The organism is Labilibacter marinus, from assembly GCF_001659685.2.
Taxonomy (GTDB): domain Bacteria; phylum Bacteroidota; class Bacteroidia; order Bacteroidales; family Marinilabiliaceae; genus Saccharicrinis; species Saccharicrinis marinus.
This window is the reverse complement of the sequence record NZ_LXYE02000035.1, coordinates 113,090-131,676: the sequence shown is the minus strand read 5'-3', so window position 1 is coordinate 131,676 and position 18,587 is coordinate 113,090. Positions and strand designations below refer to the sequence as shown.

General features: G+C 34.9%; 15 protein-coding genes. 7 read left to right on the top strand and 8 right to left on the bottom strand.

What is annotated here, in order from left to right; all coding sequences use genetic code 11:
- The first annotated feature begins 159 nt into the window (after window positions 1-159).
- Window positions 160-1,119 (top strand): glucosaminidase domain-containing protein, encoded by a 960-nt coding sequence (locus A8L32_RS14865; RefSeq protein ID WP_075590880.1) that lies wholly within the window; start codon window positions 160-162, stop codon window positions 1,117-1,119.
- 85 nt (window positions 1,120-1,204) lie between these two features.
- Window positions 1,205-3,349 (top strand): hypothetical protein, encoded by a 2,145-nt coding sequence (locus tag A8L32_RS14860; RefSeq protein ID WP_075590879.1) that lies wholly within the window; start codon window positions 1,205-1,207, stop codon window positions 3,347-3,349.
- Between the two features lie 137 nt (window positions 3,350-3,486).
- On the opposite strand, the gene fmt is transcribed toward A8L32_RS14860, so the two are convergent.
- The 3 genes from fmt to A8L32_RS14845 form a co-directional block, all read right to left on the bottom strand.
- Window positions 3,487-4,464: a methionyl-tRNA formyltransferase gene (gene fmt / locus A8L32_RS14855; RefSeq protein ID WP_143525122.1), complete on the bottom strand. Its 978-nt coding sequence runs from the start codon at window positions 4,462-4,464 to the stop codon at window positions 3,487-3,489.
- 43 nt (window positions 4,465-4,507) lie between these two features.
- Window positions 4,508-4,696: a DUF5522 domain-containing protein gene (locus A8L32_RS14850; protein ID WP_075590878.1), complete on the bottom strand. Its 189-nt coding sequence runs from the start codon at window positions 4,694-4,696 to the stop codon at window positions 4,508-4,510.
- Window positions 4,697-4,798: 102 nt separating this feature from the next.
- Entirely contained in the window at window positions 4,799-5,785 is a 987-nt protein-coding gene (locus tag A8L32_RS14845; RefSeq protein WP_075590877.1) for a dihydroorotate dehydrogenase-like protein, read from the bottom strand.
- Window positions 5,786-5,899: 114 nt separating this feature from the next.
- Here A8L32_RS14845 and A8L32_RS14840 point away from each other — a divergent pair, with 114 nt between their 5' ends.
- On the top strand, window positions 5,900-6,970 hold the full coding sequence (locus A8L32_RS14840; protein ID WP_075590876.1) for an anhydro-N-acetylmuramic acid kinase: 1,071 nt from the start codon (window positions 5,900-5,902) through the stop codon (window positions 6,968-6,970).
- A gap of 60 nt (window positions 6,971-7,030) precedes the next feature.
- Here A8L32_RS14840 and A8L32_RS14835 read toward each other — a convergent pair whose 3' ends face one another.
- From A8L32_RS14835 to A8L32_RS14825, 3 genes are all read right to left on the bottom strand, one after another.
- On the bottom strand, window positions 7,031-8,263 hold the full coding sequence (locus tag A8L32_RS14835; RefSeq protein WP_075590875.1) for a bifunctional 3,4-dihydroxy-2-butanone-4-phosphate synthase/GTP cyclohydrolase II: 1,233 nt from the start codon (window positions 8,261-8,263) through the stop codon (window positions 7,031-7,033).
- Between the two features lie 206 nt (window positions 8,264-8,469).
- Window positions 8,470-9,993 carry an LptF/LptG family permease gene (locus tag A8L32_RS14830; protein ID WP_075590874.1) on the bottom strand — a complete coding sequence of 508 codons (1,524 nt, stop codon included), beginning with the start codon at window positions 9,991-9,993 and terminating at the stop codon, window positions 8,470-8,472.
- A gap of 120 nt (window positions 9,994-10,113) precedes the next feature.
- On the bottom strand, window positions 10,114-10,503 hold the full coding sequence (locus tag A8L32_RS14825; protein WP_075590873.1) for an START-like domain-containing protein: 390 nt from the start codon (window positions 10,501-10,503) through the stop codon (window positions 10,114-10,116).
- 292 nt (window positions 10,504-10,795) lie between these two features.
- Between A8L32_RS14825 and A8L32_RS14820 the strand changes: the two genes are divergently transcribed.
- Both A8L32_RS14820 and A8L32_RS14815 read left to right on the top strand, forming a co-directional pair.
- Window positions 10,796-11,620 (top strand): phosphatase PAP2 family protein, encoded by an 825-nt coding sequence (locus A8L32_RS14820; protein WP_158027251.1) that lies wholly within the window; start codon window positions 10,796-10,798, stop codon window positions 11,618-11,620.
- 366 nt (window positions 11,621-11,986) lie between these two features.
- Complete coding sequence (locus A8L32_RS14815; protein ID WP_075590871.1) at window positions 11,987-13,147, top strand: alkaline phosphatase; 1,161 nt, start codon at window positions 11,987-11,989, stop codon at window positions 13,145-13,147.
- Between the two features lie 82 nt (window positions 13,148-13,229).
- Here A8L32_RS14815 and A8L32_RS14810 read toward each other — a convergent pair whose 3' ends face one another.
- Window positions 13,230-13,586: a DUF6249 domain-containing protein gene (locus A8L32_RS14810; RefSeq protein WP_075590870.1), complete on the bottom strand. Its 357-nt coding sequence runs from the start codon at window positions 13,584-13,586 to the stop codon at window positions 13,230-13,232.
- Window positions 13,587-13,701: 115 nt separating this feature from the next.
- On the opposite strand from A8L32_RS14810, the gene recQ reads away from it, so the two are divergent.
- Together recQ and A8L32_RS14800 are read left to right on the top strand one after the other, a co-directional pair.
- Complete coding sequence (gene recQ, locus A8L32_RS14805; protein WP_075590869.1) at window positions 13,702-15,807, top strand: DNA helicase RecQ; 2,106 nt, start codon at window positions 13,702-13,704, stop codon at window positions 15,805-15,807.
- A gap of 75 nt (window positions 15,808-15,882) precedes the next feature.
- On the top strand, window positions 15,883-16,938 hold the full coding sequence (locus A8L32_RS14800) for a hypothetical protein (RefSeq protein ID WP_075590868.1): 1,056 nt from the start codon (window positions 15,883-15,885) through the stop codon (window positions 16,936-16,938).
- Here the strand turns inward: A8L32_RS14800 and A8L32_RS14795 are convergent.
- The gene (locus A8L32_RS14795; protein ID WP_075590867.1) at window positions 16,935-18,491 is read right to left on the bottom strand and encodes a PD40 domain-containing protein; all 1,557 of its coding nucleotides are present in this window, start codon (window positions 18,489-18,491) and stop codon (window positions 16,935-16,937) included. The genes A8L32_RS14800 and A8L32_RS14795 overlap by 4 nt on opposite strands.
- Window positions 18,492-18,587: the final 96 nt, after the last annotated feature.

The following is an 18,587-nucleotide window of genomic DNA, read 5'->3' as shown; positions in this document are numbered from 1 at the left end:
ATTTCAGTCAAAAGTAACGTTTACACATGATAAAGCCAATTTTGTAAAGTACAGAAATTGGAATGATTGTTGGTTAATTGGTGATGGACTGTTCGGTTTAAACACCACCTCAGTTCGCCGAAATAATTATATTTGTCAGCACATTAATATACTTAAGGAATGAGACATAGTTTAAGGTTTTTATTGTTAGCCATTGCTTTATATGCAGGAGGAATGCTTTTTGCAAAAGGCGGAAGTGGCTTAAGCAGAGATATGTATATTGAAAAATATCATGAGTTAGCCATTAAGGAAATGAATAGGGTAGGTATTCCGGCAAGTATAACTTTAGCGCAAGGAATGTTAGAATCGGGTAATGGAAATTCAACCTTAGCGCAAAAATCAAACAATCACTTTGGTATAAAATGCCATAACGACTGGAAAGGAAAACGTGTTTATCACGATGATGATAAAAAAGGCGAATGCTTTAGAAAGTATAAAAACCCATATCAATCGTATATCGACCACTCCGATTTTTTAACAGGTAAGCAGCGATATGCTTCTTTATTCGACTTAAAATTAACTGATTATAAAGGCTGGGCTAAAGGCTTGAAAAAAGCTGGTTATGCAACCGACCCCAAATATGCACATCGTTTAATTGATATTATTGAAGCAAATAATCTGGACCGATTTGATAAAGGAGGCAAGTATAAAAAGAGCAGTAGTAAATCAAAAAGTAATTCAGTAGCTAAAAATTCAGGTAATGATAATTTTACTATAAATGCTTTTGGAGCACATAAGATTCAGCATAATAATGGCGTTAAGTATGTAAAAGTGCAGGAAGGCGATTCGTTTGATAATATTAGTCGTGAATATGGGCTGAAGAGTTGGGAGCTTTTTAGTTATAACGATATGGAAGAGAATGCAGATATTTCTGAATTTAAATATGTATACGTTCAGCCTAAGCGAAATAAAGCACACCGTAAACATTCTTCGCACCGCATTAAAACTGGTGAATCGTTACATTACGTATCGCAAAAGTATGGCGTTAAGATAAATCGTTTATACAGATATAATAACCTGAAAGAAGGGGATAAAGTAAAAGAGGGACAGGCTATTCAATTACGTAAAAAGAAGAAATAAAATATTAAAGAACTAAGTTTAAACAAAAGATATTTGAGATAATTCAAGTATCTTTTGTTGTTTTTAATAGTTTCCTAGAACTCACATGCGCCTAAACATACTTTTATTATTACTTCTAGTTATTGTCCCAACAGGCATGCTTGCGCAGGAATTTACTCCGCAACAACAAGCCTATCTGTATAAAATAGTTCGTGGTACATCTTGCTTAAGGCAAAATTGGAATCATCATTTTTTGTACACAGGAGGTATTCCAGAAACCAAAAAGGTAGTTGAAATAGTAAATGGAAGAACGCACACCTACTATGTTGATATGTGGGATTCTATTATACATAGCATCGTTCTGCACCCTGAGTTGCTACGCGTAGATTGGAATGCTATCAGAAAAACTTCGCCTGGTTTGATGGCAGATGCTTCTGTAAAGCTTTCTTTATGGGAGTTGTATTCCAACATAAAGGCTGGATATGTCCAAAATACATCTTTTTATGAGGGTGGTGATGTGAAGATTATTTATCAGGAAATGGTGGAGTCTTTGCCCTTACGCATGAAAAAAGGAGCTATGGTAAAAGAGAAATATTTACCTGTATTTTACGATATCATCAATCCGAGCCTTAGTATCAATCGTAAGTTTGAATCCTTTGATAACGTAGGGAAAGTGACGGTTCAGGAAAAAAAGAAGGTATTTGACAGGTGGCATCAATTAGTTACTTCGCATGTGGCTGAAACATCAGAGCAGTATTTTAATAGCTTACTAGGAAACGAGGTTTATTTTAAAGGAAGTTTATTAGCCGTGGGCGATGGTAGCGGTTCGTCGGGATTGTTGGGAGAACGCGAAGATGGTGAAGAAGGACCTGAAATAAATACAGGCACAGGTAAGGGCATTGGTTTGTTTACTTATAAAATGAAGGTGCGCAAAGGAGAATTAAGCCCAGATTATCTATCTGAAGTTGAAGTAAAAACGCTACAGAAAGAACCTATTTTAATTCATTTAACCTTATGGGGGATGGATTGGGATAAATACCCAACAGTGGTGGTTGAGAAGGGACAAAAGAGTTATGTTTTAATCGGTACGCCACAATTCTCACCAGACCCCAATAGAGTGGAAGGGACATCTTATTTTGATAGGCTAGTAGATTACAAAAAGCGAAAGATTGACAATGTAGTTACTGAGTTAAATAAGGAAGGTGGATTGTTGGCGGTATATGAGAGAGAAAATAGCATTAAAGAAATCATCCTAAACCAGATTGATTCAATTAATTTAGAAATAGATTCATTGCGAAAACTCGATTATGTTAGTGCGGCTGCCATTGATAATAGAAAGTTTAAAAACGAGGTTAACTTAACCAATCTGAGGGATAAAGAAAGGCGACTTGCCGATGTGCAACGCAAAATAAGTGCCGAATATAAAAAGATTAGTCATGCTGAGCAGGAGTTAAATAAAATGAAAATAGCCTTAGGCGAACAGCCTCAAAATTGGGAAAATAGGGATTCTGTTTATGTGTTTGAGGATGGTTCTTTTTTTGATGTCAACACGCAAGATTTATTTCTTTTTCAGGATAGCAATAAACACCATGATATAAGGGTAAAGCTGCTGGCTGCTACCTACTCCGTTTATCGAGATAGTAAAGATGAGGTGCAGTTGTATGTTAATGCTACGGGTGGAGTTAAAGATTATCTTAAGGAGTTGGAGAGAAATAAAGAGCCTAGCTTTGTATCTGATACGCTGGTTAATTCCGTTTATTATTTTGAACCGGATGAATATATTGCTTCATCCTTTTTTACATCAGAACAAAGAAAGAAGTTAGGAGATTGGAAGAGCAGTACAGCACAACAAAAAACATTTGTATTTGATTTAAAAGCAATGGGAGTGGATGCTTTAAATCATGACGATTTTATAGGAGACCAAGCGAACTATTCGGTAAATAAGAATAAAGTTAACTACATAAATGCCCGACGAGTTCAAATGCAGTTAGTGGAGACGAATGATTCCTGTATAGTTAAAATTACAGGATACGCAGATGCAGGAAGAACACAACTTTCAACAGTGACTCCAGTCAATAAGAAGAATTGGCAACCATTTAAATCAAAAGAGCAATCTTTAAATACTGCTTTAAGTGCGCTAAGAATTATCGAAGTAGTAAAAGAACTTGAAACTATATTAGATGAATCTTTTGATAAAGAAAGTATTCTGGTTGTTCCATTAAATAAAGCAGTGAAAGTGGGTGGTTTTTAGATGAGTTTATAAAACGATTTAATTAAAATATTCCCTTAGCTCTTAGCAAGCAAAGGGAAGTATTTATATATAAGTATAGTAATGTATTGTTCATCCAATACATTGATGGAGTTGCTGATAAATTAGCAAAGGTTGACTTAATCTAATTTAATTGAAAAATTAGAAAGTGTTTTAAACCCATTTAAAAACTCTTTAGTAGTCATTCGTTTTTTTCCTGCTAATTGTAGAGATTGAATTTTTAAAGAACCACCATTGGCTGATATTGTAATGGTTGATTTACCATCCGACTCAATTTTACCCAGGGTAGAATTTTCTTCAATAATCTCGGTTTCAAATATCTTTAGGCCAACTTTTTCACCATCTGCATCAACAAGCTCCGTCCAGGCAGCAGGGTAGGGACTTAAGCCTCTTATTTTATTATGTATTTTATCAATAGGGTCATTCCAATTGATTTTACAATCTTCTTTAAAAATTTTAGGAGCAGGGTTTAAAACGGTTCCTTCGGCAATAAACTCATCTTGCTTTTTAGTAGCAATAGTTCCAGCGCATATATTACTAACAGTTTCCAGTACCAAACTAGCTCCAAGTACCATCATTTTATCATGTACTGAGCCCGCATTGTCATTGGGAGCAATAGGCATTCTCTTTTGGTCTATGATATTACCCGTATCAATTTCGTGTTGCAAAAAGAAGGTAGTTACACCAGTTTCTTTATCACCATTGATAACAGCCCAGTTAATAGGAGCTGCTCCTCTATATTGTGGTAATAACGATCCATGCAAATTAAATGAACCTAAACGAGGCATGTTCCACACTATTTCGGGTAGCATTCTAAAAGCAACAATCACCTGAAGATCCGCTTTTAATTCTCTTAATTCAGAAATAAATGATTCCGCCTTAAGCTTTTCTGGTTGCAGGACCTTAATGCCTTGCTCAATGGCATAATCTTTTACTGGAGAGGTTTTTATTTTTCGACCTCTACCTGCAGGTTTATCAGCTACTGTTACTACACCAACTACGTTATAATCGTTTTCAACAAGAACTTTAAGGCTTTCTACCGCAAACTCGGGCGTACCCATAAATACTATTCTTAAATCATTTTTGCTTATCGACATATATGCTTAGTACTTTCTATTCAATAATTAATGGTAGACTATTCTAACGTAAAGTGGTATTTCCTTTCTGATGTTTCGGGAAATATGGGCAGTTTTTACAGCCGTTACCACAACAGTATCCCCTCTCTGTTAGGTACTTTTTAGTCATCACTCTATAACCTCTTGGGTCCATTGTAAAATCTTCACCTTCCTTAAGTGGTTTCTGAGGATAGTAATCGTCAATATAATCCATTCAGTTTTTTTGCAAAGATAAAAAATACGACCAACAGTTAACTATAAGCAGTGCCTAGTTTTTGGCACTATACGGAATCAAAACCTACAGTTAAAAAAGGTTTTATTTTTCAGCAAAGTGTTTCATAAACTGTATTCTTAAATATCCAGCAGGATTAATAGATTTTGATTGACTTAGAAGTCCTTTAACTTGGTTTATGTTACTAAAATCTTTGCTGGTCATCCAAGTTGAAAGCTCTTGCAGCATAATTTGAATGTGGGCAAAACCATTTTTGTATAGCGTAGAGGCAACCTGAACAGAAGAAGCTCCTGCTAAAATCATTTTTATTAATGTAGTTCCATCATGTACTCCGGTAGATGCAGATAAGTCGCATTCTATGCGATCGCTCATTATGGCAATCCATCTTAGCGGCATAATATAATCATCTGACGAACTAAATTTGTTGGCAGGAACAATATCAAAAGAGTCAATATCAAAATCGGGCGAATAGAAACGGTTGAACAATACGATGCCTTCGACACCTGCATTTGAAAAGCGTTTAAGCATACCTGCCAAATTAGAAAAGTAGTTGCTAATCTTTATAGAAACAGGTATAGTAACTTCATTTTTAACCGCACTAATAATATCAAAATATACTTTTTCATTTTCAGCACTCGTTAATTCTGAGTCAGATGGCAATACCGAGATATTTAATTCCAAAGCACTTGCTCCTGCATCCTCCAGTGATTTAGCAAAGTATGGCCAATTATGTGCAGTTAAGCAATTAATACTCGCAATAATTGGTATTTGCACATTTTCCTTACAATCATTAATCAGCTTTAAATAGCGACTTAAAGTATCTTCTACATCGTAATCCTCATAAAACTCCATGGTTTCAGGATACAAGTAGTTTTCTGAATGCATTTTGTTAAGTTCATGATCCATCTCAGTTACAATTTCTTCTTCAAACAGAGATTTAAGAACTACTGCACCAGCACCATGTTTTTCAAGTTCAATAATATCTTGTAAAGAATTTGTCAATCCAGAAGCTGCAGCTATAATCGGACTTTTAAGTTGTAGTCCTAAATACGAGGTTGATAAATCAGGCATAATCGTATATTTGAAAAGTATTAAAAAAAAACGATACGGTAATTTAAGGATTATTTTAGATACCAAGTAAGACTTAAGTCATCTATTTTTATGTAAGCAGAAAGATTGTAATTGATGATACAAAAAGATTTTTATAGGGTAGTTGGTGTGATGAGTGGAACATCCTTGGATGGTTTAGATTTAGCTTTGTGTGAGTTTTGTAGGAAGGGAGAAAACTGGGACTGTCATATTGTAAAGGGAGATACAATAACCTATAACCAAAAAATGAAATTGGAGTTAGGTAATGCCCAAACTTTGAGTGCGTATGATTTCGTTGAGTTACATCGCAGGTTTGGTAGGTTTATAGGCGAAGAGCTTTCTAAATTCATTAGTAATTTTAACGAAGAGATTGATTTTGTGGCCTCTCATGGGCATACCGTTTTTCATGAACCAGATAATCAAGTGACTTTTCAAATTGGGTGTGGGGCAGCTATTGCAGCACATTGTGGTATAAAAACCATATCCGACTTTAGAACGCTTGACATTGCTATGGGTGGACATGGTGCTCCTTTGGTTCCTATTGGCGATGAGCTTTTATTTAGTAAATATGATGCTTGCGTAAATTTAGGAGGTTTTGCCAATATTTCCTTTGGGGGTGATGGGGGTAGAATAGCTTTTGATATTTGTCCTGTTAATATTGTTTTAAACGAAATTGTGCAGCAATATTTTGAAATTGATTTTGATAAAGGAGGTGAAGTTGGTGCATCAGGAACTGTAGATCAGGAATTATTAGAGCAATTAAATCATCTTAGTTTTTACCAAGAAAAAGGACCTAAGTCTTTAGCCCGGGAATGGGTTGAGTTAAATATTCTTCCATTACTCAAGCAAAGTTCAGCGGATAAAAAAGATATCCTCACAACCTGTTATCATCATTTTTCTCAGCAAATAGGTAATGTTTTAAATGTACATCAACTGCATAAAGTATTGTTTACTGGAGGAGGAACATTTAATGACTTCTTTATGAAGTTAGTATCTGAGTATTCAAGCGCTGAGATTATTATTCCTGCACCAGAAATTATAGATTTTAAGGAAGCTTTAATATTTGCTTTTTTGGGAGTGCTGAGAGTTGAAGAGCGGGTCAATTGCCTTTCTTCAGTGACAGGAGCAAGTGAAAATAATATAGGCGGAAGTATTTATTTGGCATAAAAAAAGAGTGGCTATAAAACCACTCTCTATAATATTGTAAAAGCTTAAAAATTAGCTTTGCTATTTTTCATATTTAAAGAAATCAAGGTTGTGACCCATCTTTTCCTTTTTCGTCTTCATGTAAAATTCGTTGTGTGCGTTTGGTTTAACTTCTAAACCAATATTGTCAACTATCTCAAGTCCATAGCCTTCTAAACCAATTCTTTTAACTGGATTATTGGTCATTAGTTTCATTTTACACACTCCTAGTTCTCGTAATATCTGAGCGCCAACACCGTAGTCACGTTCATCGGCATTAAAACCTAATTCAACGTTGGCGTCTACCGTATCCATACCTTCTTCTTGTAATTTATAGGCCGCAATTTTATTCATTAAACCAATTCCTCTACCTTCTTGGTTCATGTAAACAATAACACCTTTACCTTCTTTTTCAATCGTCTCCATAGCTTTATGAAGCTGCTCTCCACATTCACATCTTTTGGAGTGAAAAATGTCTCCTGTAGCACAAGATGAGTGAACTCGAACTAAGATAGGTTCGTCTTCTGTCCATTCACCTTTAATTAAGGCCATGTGCTCTAACCCGTTCGATTTTTGTTTAAAAGGAATAAATTGGAAATTACCATGATCGGTAGGCATATTCACCTGAACACCTTTAATTACTAAGCTTTCTTGCTTTAACCTGTAAGCAATTAAATCCTTAATGGTAATTAGTTTAAGGTCGAACTTTTTAGCGATTTCAATTAATTCTGGTAAGCGAGCCATGGTACCATCCTCGTTCATAATCTCCACTAAAACACCCACTGGTGATAAACCAGCTAAACGAGCTAAGTCAACAGCAGCTTCGGTATGTCCAGCTCTTCTTAGTACACCTTTGTTTTTCGCTTTAAGCGGAAAGATATGACCCGGTCTTCCTAAATCTTCAGGTTCGGTGCGTTTGTCGCATAAAGCTAAAATGGTTTTAGCTCTGTCCGATGCAGAAATACCTGTGGTACAACCATGACCATTTAAATCAACAGAAACAGTAAATGGAGTGGCATGTAAAGCGGTATTTTTACCTACCATTAAATCAAGTTCAAGCTCTTCGCATCGTTCTTCGGTAATAGGCGTACAAATTAAACCTCTACCATGCGTGGCCATAAAGTTTACCTTTTCCGGAGTCATTAACTCTCCAGCAGCAATAAAATCACCCTCGTTCTCTCTGTCTTCATCATCAATTACAATGATAAGCTCCCCTTGTTTAATGGCTTCAATAGCCTCTTCAATAGTATTTAATTGATATTTGTTATCGCTCATGGCAACAATTAATTTTTACGGAAAAGTTGTTTTTTTAGGCTTGCAAAGGTAATTAAATATTTACGCTCAACAATGAAATAATTCAATGCATGTTTAAGCCTTGTATGTCAATGTGTAAAACTTGGTTTGAGATAGGTTTAAATAGTTTCGTAACAAGTTTGTTGCCAATGTTAAAAGGCAAAAATAAGATACGAAAAATACGGGAGTTATTTATTGCCTTTTATTCTCTTTTTAAGTCGTGCAAACAATTTTTGAAAGAAAATAATGTAAGCATCTGCATTTAGTATGGCAGAATCGGTAGCTGCTTTATAGGTTAAAAATACACCAATTGGAAATAGAACAAATGATGATAACCACATACCTATATGAGGAGGCCATACGCCTTCCTTACTTACTTTAAGACCAAACGTATCAATGATATAGTAGACTATAAAAAAGATGATAGAAATAACCACGGGCATACCTAATCCTCCTTTTCTGATAATGGCGCCTAAAGGAGCTCCAATAAAAAAGAAAATAAAGCAGGCAAAGGATAAAGTAAACTTGCGATGCCACTCAATTTTATGCCTAACAAGTTGATAATCGACTTTGTCTACATTTACCATGCCTTCATCAATTTGGCTTTTGGTATCTCTTGCTCTTCGTAGTGCATTTTCTAATACCATTACTTTAGTGCCAGCATCAAAGCTCTCAAATACGCTATCTATGTCGGCAATGCCGTAAGATTCTATAGCTCTAGGTTTAAAGGCTTTTATCAGCGCAGAATCAATATCAGGGTCATCTTCTAGCTCTCGTCTGAGTTTTCGATTATGTGTTTTGTTTAAAACAAAGTAGTTCTGCTCAACTCTAGGTTTTAAACGTTGAATATGTATATCTCTTTCTGTTTGTAACGAATCAGAATCATGACTTAATTGCTCGAGGTTCTTCATCCTGTTGTGGTTCTTAAATAAACCTTCGTCATGCCGCTGAAAATCCATCCCTTGCATAGGAATTAAAGCAATCTGCTTTTTGAAATTATCTATCCTAAACTGTTGCTTATCTTTTGACCTGATGGTCCTTTTCTTCTGGTCAGCTTTTTCGTCGTAAGTAACACCATCCCATAAGGTAAGCTTCAGCGATGTTTTATCATCTGAAAATTGAAGTTTACCTGAATCGGCAATGGTAACATTACTATTTTTGGCTAGTTTATTTCTATGGTCATAAATCATGATACCATAAAGCATATCATCAGTCTGTGATTTCTTGTCTATTTTAATAATAAAATCCGTTAGCCCATTGTAAAATATTTTCTCTTTAATGTCAAACTCTGGGCTAGCTTGGCGTACAGACCATAATAGACTATATAGTTTTAAGTTAGCTACAGGTAAAATGTTATTTGAAAACTTAAAGGCTCCAAAGCAAACAAAAACCAAAAATATAATTAAGGGTGACATTATTCGAGGTAAGGAAATGCCTGCTGACTTAAGCGCAGTGAGTTCGTAGTTTTCACCTAAATTACCGAACGACATTAAGGAGGCCAATAATATGGCCAAAGGCAATGCCATAGGAACTACCATTAGTGAAGCGTAAAAAATAAGCTCAACCAAAATGCTTATTTCTAATCCTTTTCCTACAAGGTCGTCAACATAACGCCATAAAAATTGCATGACCAATATAAAAAGCGAAATTAAAAACGTCATTATTAACGGATTCAAATAGCTTTTTAAGATGAAAATATGCAGTCGCTTCATGATAAATATTTAGGTTTTTTGCCGTTGGCATGCATGAATAATGCCAAAAAAAATGCATTCAAAGAATCGTGGATTCTGAGAATGCAAAGTTATACTAATATTTTAATGTTTAGCAAGATTTTAAACCGAGCCTAAGCCATGTTTTAGTTGATCAACTTGTTGATTCCATAACTCAATAGCGTCTTCTTTATCATCTGCCTCTGCAAAGTCAGTCACAACCAACGCAGTATCTCCAGTTAGCTCATCTACATCAATTGTAAATTCAAAAAAAGTATCCTCCTCTTCATCATCTAACCAATGAAAACGCACATACTTGTTATCTTTTTTAGAGAGTAACTTAGCTTCTTGCCCTGAACCTTCCCAAATAAATGAATAAACATCACCTTTGACATTCACATCGTCAGAAAACCACTCTGAAAGTCCGCTAGGGCTAGATAAGCGGTTATACAAAATAGAAGGAGAGGTTTTAATAACGTATTCAAGTTCAATTTTTTCTTTTAATTCTGCCATTGCAAATTTTTGTTTAGGTTTTAAGTACCGTGCACAATATAATATATTTAATACGATTTATAAAACTACGCGATAACAATAAGATAAAACATAGTTAACATCACGGTTAGAATCTGGTATTTAGAGTACCGAATTATCAATGATTTTTAACTTCATTTATAATGTCGTAAAATTTGGCTTAATAATCAAGTTTGTTAGTGGTATTCGCTATTCAACTAATTAAAACTTACTTTTGTTTTTCATGAAAGTGATAGTTGGGCTATCACTTTTTATTCACCAAGAAAGACATCTAATGCGTATTATAAAAAAAAGAAAAGGTTTAAATCTGGTTTTGTTATTCAGCTTATGTGCAGTTACATTAGTAGCATTAACATTTGTGTTGCCAGTATCTAATTTAGTTGTATTTAATGAATTTTGGGCTGCATTTTGGATTGGGTTAACCAATATAGGCGGTACAGTTGGAGTAGGTATTACTATATTAATAATTGCCATAGTTTGGTCGTTTACTTATCAAGGGACGCTCAAAAGATTACTTAAGGCTTTTATGCTGATCGTTTTTTTAGGCGCGGTTATTGGCGCTACAGCTTTTTTAAACGAACATTTAATAAAAGAGCAATTGTGCGTACACCGACCAAGTATTGAATTACTGCAGAAAGAATATGGCTTTAATGCTAACGAGTTTTATCAGCAAGAAGGAAAAGAATTAAGAAGAGCTTATGTGCAAGATTATTTAAAAACAGAAGGTATTGATATTAAAAACGATCAACATCAGTCCATTAGTAACTTAATAAAAAAGGTATGGATTAAAGAAGCAGGTTATTCTTTTCCATCAGGGCATACGGTAACTGTTTTTTTAATGATGAGTTTATTATCATATATCTTTCTTAAATATTTTAAACGTAAGCATGTTTGGGTAGTCTGTCTATTGTTTTTATGGGCAGTTATTATGGCCTATTCTAGGGTTGTGATTGGTGTACATACGCCTTTGGATGTGACGTTTGGAGCATTGTGGGGAAGCCTTATTGCTGGTGTTGTAATTAGTACAGGCTTTATTGAAATACTATTTTTTGAAGATAAAACTCATAAGAAATCAAAGCATAAAAAAAGGACAGATTAAAAAATCCGTCCTTTACCCTTAACTCAGCTAACTAAATCCAAGTTTTATGAAAAATCCCTACTGCAAATATGTAGAATATATGCGGATATAATTCGATTACTTCCGTTAAGAATAGTTAAAAATGGGTTTTTATTCAAGGAATGTATATTGCGGAGGGGTGTAGTTTCAAATATTGCTATTTTCTATAGGCGATTAGTCTTTTTATTCGGGGTTGAATTGCTATATTGTTAATTTTCTGTATCGAAAAGGGTGGGTAAAAAATATTTTCTATATACATGAACTAAGTATGTCATTTGATAGTTATTCAAGTGAGAATTATTATTAGATTGCAACGCATTTTTTTAAAATAGATCAATTTAGAACACGATGAAAAATAGGATATTACAATTTGTTTTATTGTTTTTAATATTACCTGCAACAGGAATTGTTGCTCAAGAGAACTATAAAACGGTTGATGCAAAATTTGAATATCAGAATGAAGATTTTTATGATGTAAAAATTTATGCAGAAGACGAACTGAAATTTAAGAAACATCCAAAGAATATTATTTTATTGATAGGTGATGGAATGGGAGTTAGCCATGTGTTTTCTGGTATTACTGCCAATAAAGGAAAACTCCACTTGCAAAATATGAAAGCCATTGGTTTTTCAAAAACACAAAGTAGTTCGCATTATATTACCGATTCTGCAGCAGGTGGTACAGCCATATCGTCCGGAAAGAAGACTTATAATGGAGCTATTGGTGTGGATGCTGATGGCAATCCCCTGGAAACTATTTTAGAAATTGCAGAAACAAATAACAAAGCAACAGGATTGGTGTCAACATCGGCCATCACGCATGCCACGCCAGCAAGTTTTATAGCACACCAGCCTAAGCGCGAAATGTACGAAGAGATTGCGGCTGACTTTTTGAATACAGATATCAATGTTTTTATAGGAGGAGGAGAAAGTTTCTTTAAAGAGCGTAAGGATGGAAGAGATTTAACAAAGGAACTTGAGGACAAAAATTATCAAGTTTTTAATAAGCTCGATGATGCTAAAAATATTAATTCTGGCAAATTAGCTGTACTTACTGCACCTGAGCATAATGCAAAATTCTCAGAACGAGGAGAGATGTTACAAGAGGCTTCTGATAAGGCCATAGAGATATTAGCTAAAGATAAAGAAGGTTTTTTCTTGATGATTGAAGGTTCGCAGATTGATTGGGGTGGTCATCAAAACAATACCTCGTATGTAGTTGGCGAAATGTTAGATTTTGACAAGGTGATTGGTCAAATGTTGGAGTTTGCAGTAAAGGATAGAGAGACTTTAGTTATTGTAACTGCAGATCATGAAACAGGAGGAATGGCGCTTATGAAAAGTGATATTTCAGAGGGTTTTGTAAAAGCCAAATATGCAACAGGAGGTCATAGCGGAGTAATGGTTCCTGTTTTTGCTTTTGGACCTGGAGCTAATGAGTTTATGGGTATCTATGAAAATACGGCATTGTTTGATAAAATGCTTAAGCTTTATAGATTTAAGAAATAAGAAAAATACTTAGATATTAAAAATGGCACCTTATCTTATAAATAGGGTGCCATTTTTAATTATTACCTTAATGGATAAATCATTAGATTTCCTCTTTGTTTTTCTGATCAAGTTTGTTTTGAATCAGGTAATAAACCAAAAGGCTTATTCCGCCAGAAATACAAACAGGTGCTAAATAAGCAATGGTTTCCTCCATGTTTGTACTATTAGCTAAGTAATCACCTACTAATAAACCCAATCCAACACCAATAAACAAAATACCAAATTTAAGAGCTTGGCTAATTAGAGGTTTTTTATCACCTTCATTAAATATGGATGCTTCTTTGCCAGCAGCAATTAAGGAGGTTCTTTCCATGCGTCTATTCTTAAAATAAGAAAGCATGATTATCATTGTAAATACACCACCAAATAACGTAACGGGAACTATAATTTCTACCATAATATAGATGTTTTTAATTTTTAAATTATCTGTTTCTATTTATTTAGACTACCACTATTTTTAAGTGGTTACAACTTTTATTAAAAAGCTTTTAAATTTTAGATATTTTTGCGCCATGGCTATTTCACAAGCAAAGCAAATATTAAAAGATGTTTTTGGTTATAGCAGTTTCCGACCTACTCAAGAAAAGGTGGTGGAAGCTGTTTTAAACAAACAGGATAGTTTGGTACTAATGCCAACAGGAGGAGGGAAGTCTATTTGTTTTCAAATACCAGCACTTACTTTACCGGGAGTTACCGTTGTGGTTTCTCCATTGATCGCTTTAATGAAAGATCAGGTGGAAGCACTTAAGGTAAACGGTGTGGCTGCTGAGTTTATCAATAGCTCATTAACGGAATCGGAACAGGCAGATGTGATAAAAAGAGCGCTTGATGGAAAAATAAAATTGCTCTATGTATCACCTGAAAAAATGAACTCAGAGAGTTTTTATTACACCCTGTTGCAGCTTAATTTGAATTTAATTGCCATTGATGAGGCGCATTGTATCTCCTCGTGGGGGCACGATTTCAGACCTGATTATAAAAAACTGGGCTATTTAAAAAAACAATTTAAAGAGGTGCCAATAATGGCGCTAACTGCAACAGCTGACCCTTTAACACAAAACGATATTGTAGTTCAGTTAAAGCTGCATAAACCTGCCATATTTAAAGATTCGTTTAGTCGGCCAAATATTTTTATTGAGGCACGACCTGCCTATAAACGTAAGGAGGTAATCTTAAACTTTATTCAACGAAGAGAAGAAGAATCAGGAATTATCTATTGTTTGAGTAAAAAGAATACAGAAGACTTATCGCGCTACTTAAAAAGCAACGGTATTGCCGCAGGTTTTTACCATGCGGGTATGCCTGCAGAGATTAGAAATCGAGTTCAAAATGATTTTATTAATGATAGAATTCGTGTGGTTTGCGCTACCATTGCCTTTGGAATGGGTATTGACAAATCTAATGTTAGATGGGTAGTGCATCATAATTTACCCAAAAATATAGAAGGATATTATCAAGAGATAGGTCGTAGTGGTAGAGACGGAATGCCAGCCCATGCCTTGCTGTTTTATGGTGGTAAGGACTATAATATACTGGCTGGATTTAACGATGAGTCAGAGCGAAAAGTAATATTAAATGCGCGTTTAGATAGAATGCTGCATTTGGCAGAATCGAACCATTGCAGACGAAAACTTCTGCTCAATTATTTTGGAGAATGGACCCAAGATAATTGTGGCGAGTGCGATAATTGTAAAGGAAGTCAATCTTTATTTGATGGCACCTTATTGGCTCAAAAAGCATTATCGGCTGTAGCCAGATTGCAAAACAAACTACCTCAAAATATTTTACCACATGTAATGACGGGTAATAGAACGCCCGATGTGGTTGCAGGTAAATTGGATAGTATAAAAACATTTGGTGCAGGAGCTGATGTTTCTACAGATGATTGGCAGCGTATAGTTAATCAATTGGTGAGTTTAGGTTACCTGAAGATCGATTATCAGTTAGGAAGTATTTTGGCCTTAACACCTTTGAGTAATGAGGTTTTGTTTGAGGGTGGAAAAGTAATGCTCCATCGTTTAGATGAGAAAATAAAACGGGAGAAAAAACCTGAACCTAAAAAGCGTGTTGTGGCACCAGCTTTCCAGCAAGAAAAAGGTTTGTTCGAACGCCTACGTCAGTTACGACGAACGATGGCTGTTCAGCAAGGTGTGCCTCCATATATTTTATTTTCGGATGCTACCTTGGCAGAGATGGTGGAGGAACGACCAACGAACGAATGGGAGATGAAAGATATTTCTGGAGTTGGAAATACCAAGTGGGATAGATATGGGCAAGCTTTTGTAGATGAAATTAAAGCCTTTTTAGGTGAAAAAAGTAATAAGGCTAAACCTGCCTTTCAAAAGACCTATGAGTTATATAAAAAAGGATTGTCTCCCGAGATAATCGCTTCGCAGCAAGGCATAAATGTAATTACAGTGTATTCGCATTTAGCAACTCTATTCGAAAAAGGAGTGGCTGTTGATATTGAGCAATATGTAATGCCTTACGAATTGATGGAGGTAAAGGAAATCTTGAATCATCAACCCAATGCTTCTTTGCAAGAAATATATGAAACCGCCAAAAAGCAAATTCCACATCATGTCATACGTTTAGCCATGAGTTTGTTGAAAATATAAATTTATTTGCATTTACATTTATTTTCAGATCAATAATTTCTATTAGTTTTAGATAAAATTACTGTTGCAAATCCTATGAAATCGAGATATACAATTTACATTGATCCGACCGTAAAAGTTTTATATGCCTCATATTATATTCAAGGTTTGTATGATTATTTTGGTAAGGATAGCGTGCGTTTTTCAGCCCAAGCTTTTAAATCGTTAAAAAAAAGAAACGATCATGAAATCTACGATCATTATCTGGCCTTTGTTATTTATGATGGGGTTGAGTATTCTAAGTATATAGTTGATTTCTGGGATAAAACGATAGTAGATGAATATGCATATGATTGGTGTGATGTTTATGCTAAAATTAATATTCACAAAGATTTTGTAAAAGATAAAAGCAAGTTAATATCTATACCTCCAGGGTTTGGGATAAAGATTTGGAATAAGATAGATACCTTAAAATATTGTATTCTTAACTTTTTAAAAAGTAACAGAACCCCGCATATTAAGTTTAAAAGGCATTACGAAGATTATATGGATCAATTTGAACGTCCTTTAATCGCATCCTACGAGTATAAAAAGGATCAGTTGGATAAAGATGAAGAGTCGTATGTGTTTATGATTGGTCGCTTATGGCCACATAAAAATTGCCTAAAAACTACAAACCCCATGCGATTAAAATTTGTCCAAGCTTGTAAAAAGTTAAATGTAAATTTTGAAGGTGGTTTTTTTGCTAAAACATCTCATCCTGATTTTGAAACTTATAAAAGCTTCGTTTTTACTAAAAAGATGGATGTAAATACTTATTTGCAAAAAACTAAAAAGTCGGCTATTGCTTTTAATACGCCTGCTGTTCACGATTGTCATGGTTGGAAACTAGGTGAGTATTTGGCAATGGGTAAGGCAATCGTTTCTACACCCTTGAGCAATTTTTTACCAACTACTGATATGGTTAAATTTCCCTTACATGTGGTAAAAGATGAGGAAGTACTAGAAAAAGAGCTAAGTTTTATATTGAAAGATGATGAATATAGACATGGTTTAGAACATCTTGCGCAAGATTATTATAATAATTTAGCAAAGCCCGTAAAAGTGATTGAGTCCATTCTCAATTACAAAAATATAACACACTCATCCTAATTTTCAATTTTAACTTTGGGTTTCTTTAAAATCACATCAAAGCCATAATCCTTATCATCTACTTCGCCTGAAGTGCTAAACTTTACTTTTTCGTTGAGGTAACCTTGAGCGGCTACTAAAAAAACGTAATCGGTTTCTGGTTTTAGTTTTACTTTAAACGAACCATCTGTTGGGGCGTTAATCTTCATGGTAGTTCCATCGCTACCAATTAGCCTTAGGTAAGCACCTTCAACAAACTCATCATTTACATTTTTAATGGAGCCGTTAAGGGTAAAGTGCAATTTGGGAAGTAGAAAACTATAAATGTTGTCTATTCCTTTAGAACTACCTCTAGAACTGGAGAATAAACCTTCCTCTTGTTTTCCCTTAAAGGTCATTCCAAAATCGTCGCCATTGGAATTTAATGGAGCGCCCATGTTAGAAACAATCCACTCTTTTTCTTCATCTGGCACTGCTTTAAAAATATCCAAGCCTCCATATCCAACGTGTGTATCTGAACTAAAATAGAATATGCCATTTTCTCTTACGTATGGAAACATTTCATCCCCTTTGGTATTGATAGCAGAACCCATATTACTAGGTTCACCCCATTTACCATCACCCATTTTTTTGGTTTTCCAGATGTCTTTTCCTCCAAAACCACCTTCTCTATCGCTCACAAAATAAAGTATTTCACCGTCTGGATGGATGGCAGGGTGTGCGACAACTAAGCTGTCGTCACCAATAGATATAGCCGTTGGTTCAGACCATTTACCACCACTTCTACTACAAAAAACAATTTCAGAACCCATAGGTTTTTCGTTATCAAACCTGCAACGGGTATAATATAAAGTTTTGTTATCGGCACTTACATTGGGTGCACCATCATCAAAAGCTTTGTTATTGATAGGCTCATCAAAAGCTTCCGGATCGGTCCATTCACCTTTACTATCAATTTTAGAATAATAAATAGTTGAAACACCTTGACCCGTAATTCGGTTTTTCCTTCTTTGTTTGGCTTCCGTTCGCATGGATGAGAATACGACATAATCATATTCTTTACCTGCATAAGCAGGTGAATAGTCGCTGTGTTTGCTACTTAACTTCTTGATTTTTTCAACGATGTACCTATTTTCTTTAGGGCCTTTTTGCAACATCATACATGAGGCTAAACCTTTTTGCGCTCGTATGTCAGCAGGAACTTCTTCCAGATAGGCTTCATATTCAGGTATAGCTTTTTCTAACTTTCCTGCTTTACGGTAGCTTTCTGCCATATATAAACGGGCTTCTCGTATGGGGTAGTTATAACGAACTGCTTTTGAATAAGCGGACGATGCTTTTGTTGGCAGGTTGGTGATGCGATAACATTCGCCCATAAAATAAGCATACTCACCTTTGTTATATTTATTTTTTTCTCCTGAGTAAGCTTTTTTATACAAAGCTGCTGCTTTATTGTATTCTCCAATTTCAAATGCCTTTTGCGCCTGAGAAACTTTCTTGCCTCCCGAACAGCTTAGAATTAAAATGGAAATGATGATTTCAATAAGTAATATATGTAGTTTAAACTTCTTCATGTCAGATTATAGAATGAGCCGTAAAAATAGTGTAAAATAGTTTGCTATAAAAACGCTAATCGTTTAAGATTATTTTGTGTTAAAAAACGATGTTAT

Coding starts and splice junctions, on each gene's coding strand:
- A8L32_RS14865 (WP_075590880.1), top strand. CDS start 160: ATGAGACATAGTTTAAGGTTTTTATTGTTAGCCATTGCTTTATATGCA.
- A8L32_RS14835 (WP_075590875.1), bottom strand. CDS start 8,263: ATGAGCGATAACAAATATCAATTAAATACTATTGAAGAGGCTATTGAA.
- A8L32_RS14860 (WP_075590879.1), top strand. CDS start 1,205: ATGCGCCTAAACATACTTTTATTATTACTTCTAGTTATTGTCCCAACA.
- fmt (WP_143525122.1), bottom strand. CDS start 4,464: ATGTCGATAAGCAAAAATGATTTAAGAATAGTATTTATGGGTACGCCC.
- A8L32_RS14820 (WP_158027251.1), top strand. CDS start 10,796: ATGCGTATTATAAAAAAAAGAAAAGGTTTAAATCTGGTTTTGTTATTC.
- A8L32_RS14840 (WP_075590876.1), top strand. CDS start 5,900: ATGATACAAAAAGATTTTTATAGGGTAGTTGGTGTGATGAGTGGAACA.
- A8L32_RS14825 (WP_075590873.1), bottom strand. CDS start 10,503: ATGGCAGAATTAAAAGAAAAAATTGAACTTGAATACGTTATTAAAACC.
- A8L32_RS14795 (WP_075590867.1), bottom strand. CDS start 18,491: ATGAAGAAGTTTAAACTACATATATTACTTATTGAAATCATCATTTCC.
- A8L32_RS14850 (WP_075590878.1), bottom strand. CDS start 4,696: ATGGATTATATTGACGATTACTATCCTCAGAAACCACTTAAGGAAGGT.
- A8L32_RS14830 (WP_075590874.1), bottom strand. CDS start 9,993: ATGAAGCGACTGCATATTTTCATCTTAAAAAGCTATTTGAATCCGTTA.
- A8L32_RS14810 (WP_075590870.1), bottom strand. CDS start 13,586: ATGGTAGAAATTATAGTTCCCGTTACGTTATTTGGTGGTGTATTTACA.
- A8L32_RS14845 (WP_075590877.1), bottom strand. CDS start 5,785: ATGCCTGATTTATCAACCTCGTATTTAGGACTACAACTTAAAAGTCCG.
- A8L32_RS14800 (WP_075590868.1), top strand. CDS start 15,883: ATGAAATCGAGATATACAATTTACATTGATCCGACCGTAAAAGTTTTA.
- recQ (WP_075590869.1), top strand. CDS start 13,702: ATGGCTATTTCACAAGCAAAGCAAATATTAAAAGATGTTTTTGGTTAT.
- A8L32_RS14815 (WP_075590871.1), top strand. CDS start 11,987: ATGAAAAATAGGATATTACAATTTGTTTTATTGTTTTTAATATTACCT.